General features: G+C 68.2%; 17 protein-coding genes. 6 read left to right on the top strand and 11 right to left on the bottom strand.

Features of this window, described 5'->3' with window-relative positions:
- Positions 1–8 precede the first annotated feature (8 nt).
- Genes V5D55_RS14635 through V5D55_RS14625 form a run of 3 tightly spaced genes read right to left on the bottom strand, consistent with a single transcriptional unit; the run spans position 9 to position 2,073 of the window.
- Positions 9–770, bottom strand: a complete 762-nt coding sequence (locus tag V5D55_RS14635) for an SDR family NAD(P)-dependent oxidoreductase (protein ID WP_435744288.1) — start codon at positions 768–770, stop codon at positions 9–11.
- Positions 770–1,267, bottom strand: a complete 498-nt coding sequence (locus tag V5D55_RS14630) for a dihydrofolate reductase (RefSeq protein WP_435744285.1) — start codon at positions 1,265–1,267, stop codon at positions 770–772. Before V5D55_RS14630 ends, V5D55_RS14635 begins: the two co-directional genes overlap by 1 nt.
- Positions 1,264–2,073 (bottom strand): thymidylate synthase, encoded by an 810-nt coding sequence (locus tag V5D55_RS14625; protein ID WP_435744283.1) that lies wholly within the window; start codon positions 2,071–2,073, stop codon positions 1,264–1,266. Before V5D55_RS14625 ends, V5D55_RS14630 begins: the two co-directional genes overlap by 4 nt.
- A 117-nt stretch (positions 2,074–2,190) precedes the next feature.
- On the opposite strand from V5D55_RS14625, the gene V5D55_RS14620 reads away from it, so the two are divergent.
- The 3 genes from V5D55_RS14620 to V5D55_RS14610 all read left to right on the top strand — a co-directional run bounded on the left by V5D55_RS14620 (position 2,191) and on the right by V5D55_RS14610 (position 3,641).
- Positions 2,191–2,604: a thioredoxin family protein gene (locus V5D55_RS14620; protein WP_435744281.1), complete on the top strand. Its 414-nt coding sequence runs from the start codon at positions 2,191–2,193 to the stop codon at positions 2,602–2,604.
- Between the two features lie 21 nt (positions 2,605–2,625).
- Complete coding sequence (locus tag V5D55_RS14615; RefSeq protein ID WP_435744279.1) at positions 2,626–3,132, top strand: DUF4395 domain-containing protein; 507 nt, start codon at positions 2,626–2,628, stop codon at positions 3,130–3,132.
- 83 nt (positions 3,133–3,215) lie between these two features.
- On the top strand, positions 3,216–3,641 hold the full coding sequence (locus V5D55_RS14610; protein ID WP_307374562.1) for an OsmC family peroxiredoxin: 426 nt from the start codon (positions 3,216–3,218) through the stop codon (positions 3,639–3,641).
- Between the two features lie 33 nt (positions 3,642–3,674).
- Here V5D55_RS14610 and V5D55_RS14605 read toward each other — a convergent pair whose 3' ends face one another.
- The 5 genes from V5D55_RS14605 to V5D55_RS14585 all read right to left on the bottom strand — a co-directional run bounded on the left by V5D55_RS14605 (position 3,675) and on the right by V5D55_RS14585 (position 9,101).
- The gene (locus V5D55_RS14605) at positions 3,675–4,121 is read right to left on the bottom strand and encodes a hypothetical protein (RefSeq protein ID WP_435744277.1); all 447 of its coding nucleotides are present in this window, start codon (positions 4,119–4,121) and stop codon (positions 3,675–3,677) included.
- Positions 4,118–4,858: a 4-hydroxy-tetrahydrodipicolinate reductase gene (gene dapB, locus V5D55_RS14600; RefSeq protein ID WP_435744274.1), complete on the bottom strand. Its 741-nt coding sequence runs from the start codon at positions 4,856–4,858 to the stop codon at positions 4,118–4,120. The genes V5D55_RS14605 and dapB overlap by 4 nt, the downstream gene beginning before the upstream one ends.
- 52 nt (positions 4,859–4,910) lie before the next feature.
- Positions 4,911–5,513, bottom strand: a complete 603-nt coding sequence (locus tag V5D55_RS14595; RefSeq protein WP_435744272.1) for a histidine phosphatase family protein — start codon at positions 5,511–5,513, stop codon at positions 4,911–4,913.
- Positions 5,514–5,582: 69 nt separating this feature from the next.
- Entirely contained in the window at positions 5,583–6,608 is a 1,026-nt protein-coding gene (locus V5D55_RS14590) for an aldo/keto reductase (protein ID WP_435744270.1), read from the bottom strand.
- Positions 6,609–6,824: 216 nt separating this feature from the next.
- Positions 6,825–9,101 carry a polyribonucleotide nucleotidyltransferase gene (locus tag V5D55_RS14585; protein ID WP_435744268.1) on the bottom strand — a complete coding sequence of 759 codons (2,277 nt, stop codon included), beginning with the start codon at positions 9,099–9,101 and terminating at the stop codon, positions 6,825–6,827.
- 364 nt (positions 9,102–9,465) lie between these two features.
- On the opposite strand from V5D55_RS14585, the gene V5D55_RS14580 reads away from it, so the two are divergent.
- Positions 9,466–10,776: a UDP-glucose dehydrogenase family protein gene (locus V5D55_RS14580; RefSeq protein WP_435744266.1), complete on the top strand. Its 1,311-nt coding sequence runs from the start codon at positions 9,466–9,468 to the stop codon at positions 10,774–10,776.
- Positions 10,777–10,846: 70 nt separating this feature from the next.
- On the opposite strand, the gene V5D55_RS14575 is transcribed toward V5D55_RS14580, so the two are convergent.
- Both V5D55_RS14575 and V5D55_RS14570 read right to left on the bottom strand, forming a co-directional pair.
- Positions 10,847–12,307, bottom strand: a complete 1,461-nt coding sequence (locus V5D55_RS14575) for a cellulase family glycosylhydrolase (protein WP_435744264.1) — start codon at positions 12,305–12,307, stop codon at positions 10,847–10,849.
- Positions 12,308–12,380: 73 nt separating this feature from the next.
- A complete protein-coding gene (locus V5D55_RS14570) occupies positions 12,381–14,324 on the bottom strand; it encodes a GDSL-type esterase/lipase family protein (RefSeq protein ID WP_435744262.1) in 1,944 nt (647 codons plus the stop codon).
- A gap of 22 nt (positions 14,325–14,346) precedes the next feature.
- Here V5D55_RS14570 and V5D55_RS14565 point away from each other — a divergent pair, with 22 nt between their 5' ends.
- Both V5D55_RS14565 and V5D55_RS14560 read left to right on the top strand, forming a co-directional pair.
- Positions 14,347–15,048 carry a DedA family protein gene (locus V5D55_RS14565; RefSeq protein ID WP_435744260.1) on the top strand — a complete coding sequence of 234 codons (702 nt, stop codon included), beginning with the start codon at positions 14,347–14,349 and terminating at the stop codon, positions 15,046–15,048.
- 37 nt (positions 15,049–15,085) lie between these two features.
- A complete protein-coding gene (locus tag V5D55_RS14560) occupies positions 15,086–15,262 on the top strand; it encodes a DUF5302 domain-containing protein (protein ID WP_435744257.1) in 177 nt (58 codons plus the stop codon).
- 82 nt (positions 15,263–15,344) lie between these two features.
- Here the strand turns inward: V5D55_RS14560 and V5D55_RS14555 are convergent, their stop codons facing one another.
- The gene (locus tag V5D55_RS14555) at positions 15,345–16,802 is read right to left on the bottom strand and encodes a cation:dicarboxylate symporter family transporter (RefSeq protein ID WP_435744254.1); all 1,458 of its coding nucleotides are present in this window, start codon (positions 16,800–16,802) and stop codon (positions 15,345–15,347) included.
- Positions 16,803–16,915 lie beyond the last annotated feature (113 nt).

Here is a 16,915-nt window from a genome sequence, read left to right as displayed (position 1 = left end):
CCTCGCTCTCAGACTCGGCCCCGGCGCGCGACGCCCGAGGTGACCGCGCTCGGCAGAACTCGGGTCAGCGCCACGAGCGCCTTGTACCGCAGCGAAGGAATCGACACCGACCGGCCGCGCGCCGCATCGCGAAGCCCTTCTCGGACGACGTCGCGGGCGTTCAGCCACATGAACCCCGGCACACCCTCCTGGCCCACGGGAAGACCCATGCGCTCGTGGAAGGAGGTGTGCGTGAAGCCGGGGCACACCGCGGTGACGGAGACGCCGTCGCGGGAGTACTCGGCGTTGGCCCAGCGGCTGAAGCCGATCAGCCACGACTTGCACGCGGAATACGTCGACCGCGAGATGAAGCCCGCGACGGACGCCACGTTGATGATGCGGCCGCCCCGACCCCGCATCGACTGCAGCGCGGCGTGCAGCAGACGCATCGAGGCCTCGACGTGCACCCTCAGATGCCGCACCTCGTCGTCGATGTCGTTGTCGGCGAACCGCAGCGGCAAGCCGAATCCGGCGTTGTTCACCAGCAGGTCCACCGGGTCCGCGGCATCCTGCAGGCGTGCGGCGACCCTCTGGACGCCCGACTCCTCAGCGAGATCGGCCACGAGCACCTCGACCGCGACGCCGTGTTCACGCCGCAGGTCGGAGGCTACGGCGTCGAGCGCCTCTTCCGTCCGCGCCACCAGGATCAGGTCGGCTCGGCGACGGGCGAGCTGGCGCGCGAACTCGGCCCCGAGCCCTGCGCTCGCCCCCGTGATCAGTGCGGTGGGCATCAGCGCGCGTAGCCCAGGAAGCGGTAGCGGACGCCCGTCCGCGAGGTCTGCCACTCCCCCTCGTCGACGAGCCGCCATCCGGCCTTGGAGGGCGCGTATGCGTCTCCGTCGACGGCGAGATCGAGTTCGGTGACCTCCAGCCGGTCGGCGTCGCCAATCACCTGGCGGAAGATCTCCGCGCCGCCGATGATCCAGACGCGATCCAGGCCGCGAACCGCCTCAGCGACGTTCGCCGCGCGTCGCGCACCGTCGGCACTCCAGTCCTGTTGCCGCGTGATCACGATGTTCTCGCGACCCTCGAGAGGACGGAATCGTTCCGGCAGCGAGTCCCAGGTCTTGCGCCCCATCACCACAGGGGCCCCGAGCGTCACCTCTTTGAAGTGCGCGAGATCCTCGGGCACGTACCAGGGCATCCCGCCCTCGGCGCCGATCACGCCGCCGCCCGCTTCCGCCCAGATCAGACCGACCTGCATGGTTACGGCCGGCGCCGAGCTCATACCGCCACCGCCGCGCGGATCGGCGCGTGGTGCTGGTAGTCCTCCACTACGAAATCCTCGTAGCGGTAGTCGAGGATCGACTCCGGCGTCCGCGTGATGCGAAGCGTCGGGTACTCGAAGGGCTCTCGACTCAACTGTTCCTGCACCTGCTCGAGGTGATTGTCGTAGATGTGGCAGTCCCCGCCCGTCCAGACGAAATCGCCGGGCTCGAGCCCCACCTGCTGCGCGACCATCATCGTCAGCAGGGCGTAGGAGGCGATATTGAACGGCACACCGAGGAACATGTCGGCGCTGCGCTGATAGAGCTGGCAGGAGAGCTTTCCGTCGGCGACGTAGAACTGGAAGAGCGCGTGGCAGGGCGCGAGCGCCATGTCGGGGATGTCGGCAGGATTCCACGCCGAGACGATGAGGCGCCGGGAGTCAGGCGTCTTCCGGATCTGCTCGATCACGTCGGAGAGCTGGTCGATGCTCTCGCCGCCGGGCGTGGGCCACGACCTCCACTGGACGCCGTACACCGGCCCGAGGTCGCCGGAGGCATCCGCCCACTCGTCCCAGATGGTGACGCCGTTCTCCTGCAACCAACCCACGTTGGAGTCGCCCCGCAGGAACCAGAGGAGCTCGTACGCGATCGACTTGAAGTGCACCCGCTTGGTGGTGATCAGCGGGAAGCCCTTCGACAGGTCGAAGCGGATCTGCCGGCCGAAGACACTCGTCGTCCCCGTGCCCGTGCGATCCGACTTGTGCGTGCCGGTCTCCAGCACGTCACGGAGAAGGTCTTCGTACGGGGTCGGGACGGCTGCGCTCATGACAGCCACGATACCTTCCCCCGTCGATGCCGGGCAGATGACCGCCCGCTCGCGTGCCGTTCGTCATCGTCCGAAACATCGGCCCGGATACCCCTCGCTGCGACGTACTCTCGATCCATGTCGCCAGCGCTCGCCTTGGGAGTCGCGGCAGCGCTCCTCGCGCTCGCCACGATCATCGGCGTCGTGCTGCGTCGCCGAGACGGTCGTCTTCGCGGCGGAGGTGCTCTGCGGTTCGATCCGACGGATGCTGATGCGGCAGAACTGGGTTCGCGCGCGACCCTCGTGCAGTTCAGCACGGAGATGTGCGCGCGCTGCCCGCAGGTGAGGCGGATGCTGGACGCCTATGCATCCGACCACGAGGGCCTCCGCCACATCGAAGTCGATCTGACGCACCGCCCTGACCTCTCGGCGCGCTACAAGGTGCTGCAGACGCCGACGACCTTCGTCGTCGACGGCTCCGGAGCCGTCCGCGCACGATTCCACGGTGTGCCGCACCGGCACGCCCTCAACGAAGCCGTCGCCGCCGTCTGAGGCGCGAAGACCGGAGCATCCATGACCAACTCTCCTGCAGGCATCGACCCTCGCGGTCCGCGGTTCGCCGCGACGATCACCGCCGTGCTGCTGCTGGTCGCGACCTTCCTGTCGCTGATCGGCATCTCGACCGGGCAGCTGGCGGCCGCTCCTCTCCTGCAGCGTGCCCTCGACCCCGGCTTCCTGCTCACCGCCGTGATCGCAGCGCTGTTCCTCTGGAGCGTCGCATCTCCGGCGACCGCACCGTGGGGCGTGCTGTTCCGCCGGTTGGTCCGCCCCCGCCTCGCTGCTCCGGCAGAACTCGAAGATCCGCGTCCTCCGCGCTTCTCGCAGGGCGTCGGACTCTTCGTCGTCGGGATCGGTCTCGTCCTGCACCTCGCCGGTGTGCCCTGGGCTCTGCCGATCGCCGCGGCCGCCGCGTTCATCGCCGCGTTCCTGAACGCCGCCTTCGCGTTCTGCCTCGGCTGCCAGCTCTACCTGCTCTTGCAGAGGGCGGGGATCATCGGTCGGACGGCGGCCGCTTCCTGAGCGCTGTTCCCTCGCCCGCAACCGCTCGATAGGCTGGCCGGGACGCGTCGCGGCCTCTCCGCAGCGCGAGAACCGGAGGAATCATGCCCGTCACCAGCGAAGCCGCCAGCACCTGGACCGGATCGCTCATGGAGGGATCCGGCACCGTCGCGTTCTCGTCGTCGAACCTCGGCACCTTCCCACTCAACTGGAAGGCGCGCAGCGAAGGCAGCGACACGACGACCACGCCGGAGGAGCTCATCGCCGCCGCACACTCCTCGTGCTTCAGCATGGCCCTCTCGCACGCACTGGCCGAGAACGGCACCCCGCCGGAGCGCGTGAACACCAGCGCGTCCGTCACTTTCAAGCCCGGCGTCGGCATCACCGGCAGCCACCTCAATGTGAACGCGGTCGTTCCCGGCCTGTCGCCTGAGAAGTTCCAGGAGATCGCTGCCGAGGCGAAGACCGGCTGCCCGGTATCTCAGGCGCTCGCCGGCATCGAGATCACCCTCGAAGCGACACTCGCCTGATCGCACTCGCCTGATCAAGCCCGCTGATCGCGCTCAGGCGCGGTCGGCGCGGGCGAGGCGGATCGCCTCGCGGATGCTGGCTCTGGCGTCCTTGCGGCGACCGGCCGCGTCCTGCACCACACCGAGCCGGTAGCGATCACGCCACCCCGCGGCAGTCGCCTCGGCGTCTGCCGTGTATCGCGCGATCAATGGATCCGCGTCTGCGCGGGCTATCCGACCGCTCGGGGTGAGCTCGGTCTCGACGGGGGGCATCCCGCCCTCCGCATCGAGCTGACGGCCGAGACGATCGGCGGCGAAACCGAACTGCATCTCGCGGATCAGCGCCCAGGCGCCGATGGGAGTCAGGACGATCAGCGTGATCCCCATGCCGATCGATACCGGCGATCCGACCACGATGAACATCACCGCGAGCCAGATCGCGACAGCCAGGTAGACAAGGAGCGCCGCGGCCATCAGGCCGACGCCGATCCGCGACATCATGAGCGGATGCCGATGTCGATCATGTTCTCGAGACCGACGACGACTCCCCTGGCGTTGCGAGCGAACGGGACGGCGAGACGGATGCCGGGCGCGTAGGCGAGCGCCGGATCGATCGTGTCGTGCGTGAACGTGAGGGACTCTCCGGGACCCGACAGGATGACCTCCTGCTTCGCGATCACGCCGGGACGACGCAGCGAGTGGATCGGGACGCTGCCGACCTGCTGACCCCGGGCGCGCTGGTCGGCGTGCGGAGCACTCACCGGTCCCTGCTCGGCGCGTGCCGCAGCGATCAGCTCGGCGGTGCGCACGGCCGTGCCGCTCGGCGAGTCGACCTTGCCCTCGTGGTGAGCCTCGACGATCTCGGCCGAACCGAAGAACGGCGCCGCGGCAGCCGCCAGCGCCGAACCCAGCACCGAGCCGAGTGAGAAGTTGGGGATGAAGACGACACCGGTGCCCGCAGCTTCGACGAGTGGGCGCACCAGCGCGATGCGCTCCGCCGACCAGCCCGACGTCGCCACCAGCACGTTGAGACCGCGTTCGACCGCGGCACGCACCACATCGACGCTGACCTGCGGCGTCGACGCGTCCACGACCAGATCGGCGCCGTCCAGATCGGCGAGATCGCTCGACGATGTCAGCACACGGCTCACCTCGAAGCCCTCGAGCTCGTCGATCACCGCATGGATGATCGTTCCGAGCTTCCCGGTTCCGCCGACGAGTGCTACCTGCGAGGTCATGCTTTCAGTCTACGGAGCGGGCCAGAGCTTGCGTCCGGGGCGCGCGGGGCGGTCAGACGGGCATCGGGTCCGGGATGCCCGTACGCAGCTCGACCGGCAAATGACCGGTGTCGTTGTGATTGAGCAGGCTCCACGGTCGCCCCTGCTTCTGGGCGATGATCGTCAGCCCGCAGTGCGCCTGGTTGAGGGTCATCCAGCGCCACTCCGGCGCGCCGAGCACTTCGCGGACGAACCACGAGATGACGAAGTTGTGCGTGATGAGCACCTCATGCACCTCGCCGTTCTTGCGGATGAGGAACTCGTTCACGGCATCCGCCATCTGCGCGCGACCGGCGTCGATCTCGGCATCCGAGATCGAGCCGAAGAACGGCTCGAAGGCAGCCGGCGTCTCCTCCGTCATGCCCGTGGGCACGCAGTCGAAGAGCAGGGCGGTCGGCTCGGGGTCGACGGACGGGAGCCGTCCGGCGATGGCACGAGCCGTCTCGTTCGCGCGCAGCAGCGGCGAATGCCAGACCGCATCCAACGGGAGACCGGAGAGCCGATCGGCGATCAACTCCGCCTGACGCTGCCCTCGCGGCGAGAGGGGACCGTCGGCGAGACCGTGCTCTGCATCCTGATGTTCACCGTGTCTGACCAGATATATGTAGTGCGTCACAAACTCGCTCGCTTCATCGCCAGCATCCGCCGGGCCTCTCTTCCACCCTATGTCACGGGTGCCGGATGCTCAGTTGCCCGCGCGCGTCAGCTCTGCGACCTGCGTGCGGGAAAGCGTGACCCCCGCGCCCTGCATGAGTTCGTCGACGTGCTCTGTCGCGAAGGTGTTCACGATCGGTGCCGCGACCGTGCGCTGCGCGAGCAGCCAGGCGATCGACACCGCTGCCACGGGGACGGCGAGCTCGGCGGCGACCTGGTCGAGCGCACGGAGGATCTTGATGCCTCGCCGGTTCAGATGACCGCGCAGCTGCTCGCCGCGCACGCCCTGGGAGGTGAGCGCCTTGCTGCGGTGGCGTCCGGAGAGGAAGCCATGCTCGAGCGCGTGCGACGGCGTCACAGCGAGGTTCTGCGCGCCGGCCACCAGGCGCAGGTCGCCTTCGAACGGCTGACGACGGAGCAGGTTGTATGGCGCGTCGATGACCTCGATACGCGGGTAGCCCGCTGAGGCGAGGATCCGCGCTTCGACGAGTCGCTCCGGTGCGAGCCCGAACGCGCCGACGGCGCCGATCTTCCCGGCATCCTTCAGCCACTCCACCGTGGCGAGCGTGTCTTCGAGGTTGGTCGTCGCGTCGAGCGTGGCATCAAGGTAGAGCACGTCGATCCGCTCGACGCCGAGGCGGGTCAGCGACCCTTCGACGGCCCGGACCAGGTTCACCGAGCCGAGACCCGGGTTGTCGGCGTGGGCGCCGATGCGCACGCTGAGCACGGCCCTGTCGCGGTGTCCGCGCGAGCGCAGCCACTGCCCGATGATGTGCTCGCTGCGTCCGCCGGAGAAGCCGTCGGCCGTGTGGATCGCATTGCCACCGAACTCGACGTAGCGGTCCAGAATGCCGTGACTGGTCTCGAGGTCGACGTTCCAGCCGAACTCCGCTGCGCCGAGCATGAGCGGAAACGTCTCGAAGCCGGTCTCGCCGAGAGGCCCGCGGATGCCTTCTCCTATTCCGGGCCCGACGATCGGAATGGGAGCGGACGGGTGATCGGTGCCCTCGTGGGCTCGCTCGGCCGACGCTCCTGCGCCTACGCTGAACAACCGCATACTCTCACCCCCGCGTCGATCGGTGCGTTCCGACCTACGTCACTGCTGGAAATGCACCCCCCGGTGCGTACTTCGAGGGTAAGCGACTCCGGCGAACGTCCCGACCAATCCAGGGAACGGCGCGAAAACTTCCCATAACGTTTTGGTCACATCAGATACGAAGAGACCCGGGCCCGTCCTTGCGGACGGACCCGGGTCCCTTTTCGAGCGTGATGCTTACTCGGCAGCTGCGTCCTGAGCGGGCGCTGCGTCTGCCGCCGGCGCGTCATCGAGGACGGGCTCGAGCGACAGCTTGCCGCGGTCATCGATCTTCGTGATCTTCACGAGCACCTTCTGGCCGACCGAGAGGACGTCTTCGACGTTCTCGACACGCTTGCCACCGGCGAGCTTGCGCACCTCGGTGACGTGCAGCAGGCCGTCCTTGCCCGGAAGGAGCGAGACGAAGGCGCCGAACGTGGCGATCTTCACGACGGTTCCGAGGAACTGCTCGCCGATCTCCGGGTTGGTCGGGTTCGCGATCGCGTTGACCTGGGCACGGGCAGCCTCGGCCGAGGGGCCGTCGGTCGCGCCGATGTAGACGGTGCCGTCCTCCTCGATGGAGATCTGTGCGCCGGTCTCGTCCTGGATCGCGTTGATCGTCTTGCCCTTCGGGCCGATCAGCTCGCCGATCTTGTCGACCGGGATCTGGACGCTGATGACGCGAGGCGCGGTGGGCGCCATCTCGTCAGGAGCGTCGATCGCGGCGTTCAGGACGTTGAGGATCGTCAGACGCGCGTCGCGTGCCTGGGTCAGCGCACCGGCGAGAACCGACGTCGGGATGCCGTCGAGCTTCGTGTCGAGCTGGATGGCGGTGATGAACTCACCGGTACCCGCGACCTTGAAGTCCATGTCGCCGAGAGCGTCTTCCGCACCCAGGATGTCGGTCAGCGCCGCGTAGCGGGTCTCACCGTCGACCTCATCGGACACGAGACCCATCGCGATACCGGCGACGGGAGCGCGCAACGGCACACCCGCGTTCAGCAGCGAGAGGGTCGACGCGCAGACGGAGCCCATCGAGGTCGAGCCGTTGGAGCTGAGAGCCTCAGACACCTGACGGATCGCGTACGGGAACTCCTCGCGGCTCGGCAGCACCGGCACGAGCGCGCGCTCGGCGAGGAAGCCGTGCCCGATCTCGCGACGCTTCGGCGAACCGACGCGGCCGGTCTCACCGGTCGAGTAGGGCGGGAAGTTGTAGTGGTGCATGTAGCGCTTGCTCGTGGTGGGCGACAGCGAGTCGATCTGCTGCTCCATCTTGAGCATGTTCAGCGTGGTGATGCCCATGATCTGGGTCTCGCCGCGCTGGAAGATGGCGGAGCCATGGACGCGCGGGATGACCTGCACCTCGGCGTCGAGCGGACGGATGTCCGCAAGGCCACGGCCATCGATACGCGAACCCTCGGTGAGGATGCGACCACGGACGATCTTCTTCGTGACGGACTTGTACGCCGCGGAGAACTCGAGCGGAGCCGCAGCCGGCAGCGAGCCCGCCTCGGTCGCCTCGATGAGCTCGGCCTTGACGCGGTCCTTGATCGCATCGTCGGCGCTCTGACGCTCGGTCTTGTCGGCGATCTGGTAGACGCCGACGAGGTCGTCGTACGAGCGGCCGGCGACGAAGTCGTAGACCTCCTGGCTGTACGCCGGGAAGACCGGGTAGACGCCCGGCTCCTTCGACGCGGTGGCGGCGAGCTCGGCCTGAGCCTTGACCAGCTGGGCGATGAAGGGCTTCGAGGCCTCGAGGCCCTGGGCCACGATCTCCTCGTTCGGCTTCGTGGCGCCGGCCTTGATCAGGTTCCAGCTGCCCTCGGTGGCCTCAGCCTCGACCATCATGATCGCGACGTCTTCCGAACCGTCGGACTTGGTGACGACACGACCGGCGACGATCAGGTCGAACACGGCCTCACCGACCTGCTCGGCGTTCGGGAACGCGACCCACTGGTCGGCGTTCTCGCCGTGACCCGGGATGAACGCGAGGCGCACACCGGCGACCGGGCCGGAGAACGGCAGACCGGAGATCTGCGTCGACGCGGAGGCAGCGTTGATCGCCAGCGCGTCGTAGTACTCGCCGGGAGCGATCGAGAGGACCGTGATGACGACCTGGACCTCGTTGCGGAGACCGTCGACGAACGACGGGCGCAGCGGGCGGTCGATCAGACGGCAGACGAGGATCGCCTCGGTGGAGGGACGACCCTCACGACGGAAGAACGAGCCGGGGATCTTGCCGGCGGCGTAGGAGCGCTCCTCGACGTCGACCGTCAGCGGGAAGAAGTCGAAGCCTTCGCGCGGGTGCTTGCCCGCGCTGGTGGCCGAGAGGAGCATGGTCTCGCCGTCGAGGTACGCGGCGACTGCGCCCTGAGCCTGCTGCGCGAGGCGGCCGGTCTCGAAGCGGATGGTGCGGGTGCCGAAGCGGCCGTTGTCGAGAACGGCCTCGGTGGCGGTGATTTCAGGACCTTCCAAGAGGTCTCTCCTTCTTTGTTTAGACTCGCGAGTCCATGTGACGCGCGAGCGCATTCAAGAGGAGCGGAACAGCAGGGTTCGGGCGCGCGGGCATTCCCGCGACTATCGCCTGCGCTGGCCACCAGTAGAAAGCCACCCGACATCTCCTGCCGAGGAACCCACCACAGGGGACCAGCTTCTCCGCCGCTCGCTCCGTGAGTCGATATGAAGTTGTGCGATTGACGGAAGTCAACCTCATCCACCCTACCAGCGCACGCCCCGGAAACCCCCGCTGCGGCACGCGGCGCCGATCGGACACCCACCCGCCACTGCCCGTTCACCGTGCGGATGCCGCGACGTGAGCGGCATCCGCTGTGCTGAGCCCATGCGCTTGTCAGTGATCGGCTGCGGGTACCTCGGTGCCGTCCACGCCGCCGCGATGGCCTCGATCGGACACGACGTCATCGGAATCGACGTCGACGAGCAGAAGGTGGCTGCCCTGGCGGCGGGAACGGCTCCGTTCTTCGAACCGCGCCTCGCGGAACTGTTGGCCGACGGGCTGGCTTCGGGGCGGCTGACGTTCAGCACTCGAATGGCGGATGCGGCAGGCTGCGACGTGCACTTCCTCGCCGTCGGCACGCCGCAGATCCCCGGCGGACACGCCGCCGACCTCCGGTACGTCGACGTCGCCGTCACGGCGCTTCTGCCGCACCTCCGCCCTGGAGACCTGCTGGCGGGGAAGTCCACCGTTCCGGTGGGGACGGCGGGACGACTCGCCGAACAGCTCGTCGGCACCGGGGCGACGCTCGTCTGGAACCCGGAGTTCCTGCGCGAGGGCTGGGCGGTGCACGACACGCTCACGCCCGACCGTCTCGTGGTCGGGGCCGCCCCTGGCGATGAGGGCGATCGGGCCGTGGAGGTCCTCCGCGAGGTCTACCGCTCCGCCGTCGAGGCGGGAACGCCGTTCCTGGTCACCGACCTCGCCACCGCCGAGCTCGTCAAGGGCGCCGCCAACGCCTTCCTGGCCACCAAGATCTCGTTCATCAATGCGATGGCCGAGATCGCCGAGGCCTCCGGAGCCGACGTCACTCTGCTCGCCGACGCCCTCGGCCACGACACCCGCATCGGGAGACGCTATCTCGGCTCCGGCATAGGCTTCGGCGGCGGCTGCCTCCCGAAGGACATCCGCGCGTTCGCCGCGCGCGCCGAAGAACTCGGTCGAGGCGAGTCGGTCGGGTTCCTGCGCGAGGTCGACTCGATCAACCTTCGTCGTCGCGACCGCGCGGTGCAGCTCGTGGTGGATGCGCTCGGCGGTCTCGTGTTCGGCCGTCGGATCGCCGTCCTCGGCGCGGCGTTCAAGCCCTTCAGCGACGACATCCGCGACTCCCCCGCACTCGACGTCGCGGTACGGCTGCGCGGATTGGGAGCGGATGTCGTGGTGACGGATCCCGCGGCCATCGACAACGCGCAGGCCGCCCACCCGCAGCTCGGCTACGCGAGAGAGCGCGACGATGCGCTGCGAGAAGCGGACGCGGTCGTCGTCGTCACCGAGTGGGACGAGTACCGGCGTGATCTGTCACCGGTCCACGCCGGCGGACTGGTGCGCGGGCGGATCATCATCGACGGCCGCAACTGCCTCGACGCCGCCGCCTGGCGAGCCGCAGGGTGGCAGTACCACGGCATGGGCAAGCGCTGACACTCCTCATGCACGGACACGACTGAGCCCCCGGTCACCCGGGGGCTCAGTCGTGTCGGATCCGCTCGCGTCAGAGTTCTCCGGCGCGGACGTGGTTGATCACCCAGGTGCCGACCGGCTTGAGCGTGGAACCGGTCCACGGTCCGTTCGTGTCGCAGGTGCCGACCTTGAACGCTGCACCGCTGAGCGGGTCGTCGGAGAAGTTCCACTTCACCCAGCTGATGTCCTTCTCCTCCATGAGGTCGAGGTAGCGCTTGGCCATCACGAGGTCGAGCGCACCGCCGCCGGTGTACTCCTCGGCTCCCCACTCCGTGACGAAGGTGGGCAGCACGTCAGAGGTCTCGTCGAGCGCCGTGAGGTACTCGTCGCGGTGGGACGTGGCGTAGAAGTGGAACACGTACATGATGTTCGTCGCGTTCACCGGGTTCGCGATGATCGGTGCGGGTCCGTTGTCACCGGACACTCCGAACGAGGACCAGTCCGGCGTGCCGACGAGGATCACGGCGTCGGGGTCGATCGCGCGGATCACCGGGATGATCTTCTCCGCGTAGGTCTTGATCGTGCTCCAGGCCACCCCGCTCGGCTCATTGGCGATCTCGTAGAGGACGGTGCCCTTGCTCCCGTGGCGAGTGGCGATCGCCTTGAAGAACTTCTTGGCGTTCTCGAGGTTGACGTTGGGATCGCCCTTCTCGAGGATGTGCCAGTCGGCGATCGAGTACATGCCGCGGTCGTGGGTCTTCTGGATCAGGTCGCCCGCGAGGTTCGTGAAGAACGTGGGGTTGCTCACGTAGCCCTCATCTTCGACGTAGGTCGACAGGCGCACCACGTCGGCGCTCCAGTCATCGGCGAGAGCATCGAACGCGGAGTCGGTCATGCAGTCGCGGTGCCACTGCAGCCCATGCGTGCTCATGCCGCGCAGCTGCACGGGGACGCCGTCCTCATTGCAGAGCTTGAGGCCGCAGACCTTGAGAGTGCCTGCCTTCTCCACCGGCGTCCCGGTGCTCGGGCCACCCGGGTCGCCGAGAGTGCCGTAGGCCTTGAGCTCCCACAGGGAGTAGCCCCACGCGGTGCCGCGCACGGTGGCGTTGATACGGAGGTAGCGGCCGGTACCCGAGACGTTCCAGGTGTCGGAGCCTCCGTTGCCCACGGTCTCGGTGGCGAGCGTCGTCCAGGAACTGCCGTCCGCGGAGATCTGCACCTTGTACCCCTTGGCGTACGCCGCCTCCCACTGGAGGACGACCTTCGAAACGGTCGCGCCGGCACCGAGGTCGACGGTGATCCACTGTGCGGCATTCCCCTCGGCGCTCGCCCACCGCGTCGTGGTGCTGCCGTCCACCGCCTTGGCTGCGGCGTAGGCGGATCCCTCGGTCGTGGAGGCCGTGGCAGGTCGCCCTTGCGAGATCAGCGTGTCGGCCTGCGTCGTCACCGCACCGACGGTCTGCGCGGAGGCAGCGGCCGGGAGGATCAGGGCGGCGGCGGCAAGCAACGCTGCCAACCCCGCCAGAGTGCTCTTCAACATGGTCTTCTTCATCGGTCATGCCTTTCGGGGATCGACGGTCGAGTGTTCCCTGAATGGTATGGCAGTGGAGATCAATTTGGAAGTGTTATTTACGAAGGGAGATCCGCTCCTCCGCCTTCGAGCGTCCGAGGTACACGTAGTCGTCGTGCTTGGCGACTCGCCCATCGCCGGCAGCGCGCCCGTGCAGCCTTCGCCACACCCAGGGCAGCGCGTGCCGCCGCCACCACGCGCCCGCGCCGATCGACTCGTTCTCGTGCAGGACGGCATCGAGCGCACCGAGCGCATCGGCATGGGGGACGCCGAGCACCTCCCCGACTCGATAGGCGAGGAATCTGTGACCCCTGCTGCTGAGATGCACCAGGTCTTCTCCCCAGTGGTGCCGATCGGGGAGCTCCGGGTACAGATCCGTGTCGATGAGGATCGCGCCGGCGCGGCTGGCGATGCCGGCCAACGCAGTCGCGAACGCGCTGAAGCGCCGCGTATAGATCGCCGCGGCACGCCTACGCGGCAGGAACGGCGTCACAAGCACGACGTCCGCTCCCATGCTCCTCAGACGGACCACCGCGGTCTCGAGTCGTGCGGCCAGCGCCGCGACGTCGACACGGCGCTTCACCAGGTCGTTCGCACCGACCAGGATCGAGACGAGGTCCGGGCGGAGCTCGAGTGCCCGCTCCAGTTGCGTGCCGCACACATCGCTCACGCGCTTGGAACGGATGGCGAGATTGGCGTAGCGGAGTCCTCCGCGAGCCGCCAGCAGCAGGGCGAGACGATCGGCCCATCCGCGCAGTGCGCCGTCCGGTGCGGGGTCGCAGAGGCCCTCGGTGAGCGAATCGCCGAGAGCGACGTACCGATGCCAGCGACGCCCCGTGACCGGCGCACCCGCTTCCGGTCGAACCAGGCGGCGAGCGCGCGTGCCGACATCCACTCGGTGCAACGAGCGGGCATCGTCGAAGTGCGCGAGGAGTTGATCGCACACGCTGGCCCAGCTGCGTCCCTGCACGGCCTCGCGCCCTGCCTCGCCGAAAGCCCGCCGCTTGCGCGCGTCGCCCGCGAGGTCGGCCACCCGCATGCGCAGATCGCCCAGGTCTCCCGGCCGGTACAGCCACCCGTCGATGCCCATGCGCACGAGGTCGAGCGGCCCGCCGCGTCCGGTCGCGATGACCGGCACACCGCTGGCGTGGGCTTCCTGCAGGGTCTGACCGAAGGTCTCGCTCTCCCCCGGGTGCACGAACAGGTCGAAGGATGCCATGGCCGCGGCGAGGGCGTCGCCGTCGAGGTGCCCGAGAAACAGCGCGTCGGGGAGCAAAGCCTCCAGTCGCGCCCGGCTCGGTCCGTCGCCGACGATCACGAGGCGGGCGCCCGGGATGTCGCGCAGGGCGACGAGATCCTCGACCTGCTTCTCCGGTGCGAGCCTTCCCACGTAGCCGACCACGACGTCCGCACCCCACGTCGCGCGCAGGGCGCCGCTGCGGCGGGATGGCTGGAACCGTTCGGCATCCACTCCCCTGCCCCAGCGTCGGACCCGGTCCACGCCGAGCGAAGCGAGCTGCTGCGCGGACTCCGCCGATGGCGCGAGGGTCAGAGTCGCGCGTCGGTGCAGTCGTGCAATGTGCGTCTGGGCGATCCCGGTCGTCGCTGCGATCCGGTACCGCTCGGTGTAGGCCGCCACATCGGTCTGGTACGCGGCGACGGAGGCGACCTCCAGACGCTCGGCCGCCAGGACACCGCGCCAGCCGAGGGCGAAGGGCGAAGCCAGGTGCACGACGTCGGGCTGGAAGCGGCGCAGGGAACCGGCGACCCGGTGCGCCGTCGATGTCCCGACTCGCACATTGCGGTAGCCGGGGAGCGCGAGGCTCGGGATCGCCTCGATGCGCGCGCCGCTGACCTCGTCGGGGATGCCTACGGCCGTCGGCGCGATGACGTGGGCGTCGTGTCCCCTGTTCTCGAGATGCCGCAGGATCTGCAGCACCGAGCCGGTGACGCCGTTCATGTGCGGAAGGAAGGACTCCGTGATGATCGCTACTCTCACACCCTCAGGATGACGGTGCCCCGTGCCGCGATTCCGCGGAAACGGGCCCTGCCACCAGATGTTCACCGGATGCTGGACCGGCGGACACCGGCTATCCGCTCTTTGGTTCCCGTTCACCGCCGCCGTGCACAGTGTTCCCGTGCCGACCGACCTGTTGACCGAATCGCTCACGGGACCATGGAGCCTCGCACTGATGAGCGTGCTCGTCCTGGGAGACGCCTTCTTCGTGGTGGTGCCAGGGGAGATCGCGGTCACGGCACTCGGGGCGCTCGCCGTCACGAACGGGGCGCCGCCACTGTGGGCGGTCATCGTCTGCGCGGCGATCGCCGCCTGCCTCGGCGATGTGTGCTGCTACCTGATCGGCCGGGCGGTCGGCACCGACCGTTGGCGCTGGATGCGGACGCCCAAGGTGCAGCGAGCCCTCGAATGGGCGCGACGTCGCCTCGACAGCGGAACCGCCACGGTGCTCTTCACAGCCCGGTTCGTCCCGTTCGCGCGGCTCGCGATCAATCTGGTCGCCGGGGCCTCGCGCATCCACCCGCCGCGCTATCTCGCTCTCGTAGCGCTGGCCGCGACCGGATGGGCCGCTTACCAGGCGGCCGTGGGTGCGGCCGTCGCGGCGATCGTGCCCGGCGGGCCGCTCGTGGCTGTGCCGGTGTCGATCGGCGTCGCCGTCGCGGTGGGAGTCCTGATCGATGTGGTCACGCGCCGAGCTCGGCGCTGACCTCCCCCTCACAGCGAGCGTGCTCTAGGCTCGGGGCATGAGCACCGAAGACGGCGCCACCTCCTCCGAGGAGATGAAGCGCAAATTCAAGGAAGCGCTCGAGAAGAAGAACGCGCAGCACCGACAGGGCGAGTCGCACCTCGACGGCGATTCCGCCGTGCACGGCGCGGCCGCCCCGCAGACGCGGCGCGAGTTCCGACGCAAGAGCGGTTGACCACACGGATGCGGGGCCGGAATCGTCCGGCCCCGCATCCCTCTCTCTTCTTCTGCTTTCTTCTGCCGCAGTCGTGCGCGTCTCAGTTCTGCGCGGCCGAGTTCTGCGCTGCGCGATCCCTGGCGCGCTGCTCCTTCGCAGACATCTCCGACACGGCCGACTCGCTGAGCTCCTGCACACCCGCGGCCTGCGGCGCATCGGACATCCCGTGCCCGTCGACGCCGTCCATCAGCGACTCGTCGAAGGGCAGCTCTCCGCTCAGCACGCGTCCGACACGCTCGCGGTCGATCTGCTTGGTCCAGGTTCCGATGAGGAGCGTGGCCACCGCATTGCCGGTGAAGTTGGTCAGCGCACGGCCCTCGGACATGAAGCGGTCGATGCCCACGATCACTCCGACGCCGTCGACCAGGTCGGGGCGGTAGGCCTGCAGACCGCCGGCCAGTGTCGCGAGCCCCGCGCCGGTGACGCCGGCCGCACCCTTGCTCGCGATGATCATGAAGACCAGCAGGCCGATCTGCTCGCCGATCGACATCGGCTGTCCCATGCCGGTCGCGATGAACAGCGACGCCATCGTCAGGTAGATCGCCGTGCCGTCGAGGTTGAACGAGTACCCGGTGGGCACCGTGATGCCGACGACGGGCTTCGAGACGCCGACGTGCTCCATCTTCGCGATGAGGCGGGGCAGCGCGGACTCCGACGACGACGTTCCCACGATCAGCAGGTACTCACGCGCCAGGTACTTGATCAGCGCGAAGATATTGACCCGCGTGACCGCCCAGAGCAGCGCACCCAGCACGACCACGATGAACATGATGCACGTGATGTAGAAGGCGATCATCAGGATGCCGAGGCTCCAGATCGCCGCGACGCCCGTCTTGCCGACGACCGCCGCGATGGCGCCGAATGCGCCCAGCGGCGCGAGCCACAGGATCATGCCGAGGATGCGGAAGACCAGCTTCTGAAGCTGCTTCACGGCCTCCATGATGGGAGCGCCGCGCTCACCGAGTCCCTGCAGCGCGAAACCGACGAGGAGTGCGATGAACAGCACCTGCAGCACGCTCTCGCCGGTGAAGGCCGAGAAGAACGTGGCGGGGATGATGCCGAGGATGAACTCCTGCGTCGTCTTCGCCTCGGCCGTACCCTCGGGATCGTAGGTCGAGGACGCCATGTCGAGCCCGGCTCCCGGGTGGATGATGTTGCCGACGACCAGGCCGATCGCGAGGGCGAAGGTCGACATGACCATGAAGTACAGCAGCGCCAGGCCGCCGATCTTCCCGACCGTGGCAGCCTTCGCGATGGATCCGACGCCCACCACGATCGTGCAGAAGATGATCGGCGCGATCATCATCTTGATCAGTGCGACGAACCCCTTGCCGATCGGTTCGAAGCTCTGACCGACCTCGGGGAAGACGAGTCCGACGAGCGCCCCGAGCACGACGGCGATGATCACCGATACGTAGAGCCAGGTGTGCCGGTCCCAGGACTGCTTGCCCCGCCGCCAGTTGAACCCCGGCAGACTGAACCCTGTGGTGATGGCCATGTTTCCTCCTCGATCATGAACGTCTTCGTCTCATGTGCGGCGGCTTCCGCGTCGCCGATCACATTCACCGTCGCCGACTAGGCACCGCGACGCGATTTGTGGTCGTATTGGTC

The organism is Microbacterium sp. PMB16 (assembly GCF_051294855.1).
GTDB lineage: Bacteria > Actinomycetota > Actinomycetes > Actinomycetales > Microbacteriaceae > Microbacterium.
Note: the sequence above shows the minus strand (reverse complement) of the source record. Positions and strands in the feature narration are given on the sequence as shown.

Excerpts from the sequence above, each read along its gene's own strand:
- V5D55_RS14635 (WP_435744288.1), bottom strand. The coding sequence starts at position 770 with ATGCCCACCGCACTGATCACGGGGGCGAGCGCAGGGCTCGGGGCCGAG.
- V5D55_RS14630 (WP_435744285.1), bottom strand. The coding sequence starts at position 1,267 with ATGAGCTCGGCGCCGGCCGTAACCATGCAGGTCGGTCTGATCTGGGCG.
- V5D55_RS14625 (WP_435744283.1), bottom strand. The coding sequence starts at position 2,073 with ATGAGCGCAGCCGTCCCGACCCCGTACGAAGACCTTCTCCGTGACGTG.
- V5D55_RS14620 (WP_435744281.1), top strand. The coding sequence starts at position 2,191 with ATGTCGCCAGCGCTCGCCTTGGGAGTCGCGGCAGCGCTCCTCGCGCTC.
- V5D55_RS14615 (WP_435744279.1), top strand. The coding sequence starts at position 2,626 with ATGACCAACTCTCCTGCAGGCATCGACCCTCGCGGTCCGCGGTTCGCC.
- V5D55_RS14610 (WP_307374562.1), top strand. The coding sequence starts at position 3,216 with ATGCCCGTCACCAGCGAAGCCGCCAGCACCTGGACCGGATCGCTCATG.
- V5D55_RS14605 (WP_435744277.1), bottom strand. The coding sequence starts at position 4,121 with ATGATGTCGCGGATCGGCGTCGGCCTGATGGCCGCGGCGCTCCTTGTC.
- dapB (WP_435744274.1), bottom strand. The coding sequence starts at position 4,858 with ATGACCTCGCAGGTAGCACTCGTCGGCGGAACCGGGAAGCTCGGAACG.
- V5D55_RS14590 (WP_435744270.1), bottom strand. The coding sequence starts at position 6,608 with ATGCGGTTGTTCAGCGTAGGCGCAGGAGCGTCGGCCGAGCGAGCCCAC.
- V5D55_RS14580 (WP_435744266.1), top strand. The coding sequence starts at position 9,466 with ATGCGCTTGTCAGTGATCGGCTGCGGGTACCTCGGTGCCGTCCACGCC.
- V5D55_RS14575 (WP_435744264.1), bottom strand. The coding sequence starts at position 12,307 with ATGAAGAAGACCATGTTGAAGAGCACTCTGGCGGGGTTGGCAGCGTTG.
- V5D55_RS14560 (WP_435744257.1), top strand. The coding sequence starts at position 15,086 with ATGAGCACCGAAGACGGCGCCACCTCCTCCGAGGAGATGAAGCGCAAA.
- V5D55_RS14555 (WP_435744254.1), bottom strand. The coding sequence starts at position 16,802 with ATGGCCATCACCACAGGGTTCAGTCTGCCGGGGTTCAACTGGCGGCGG.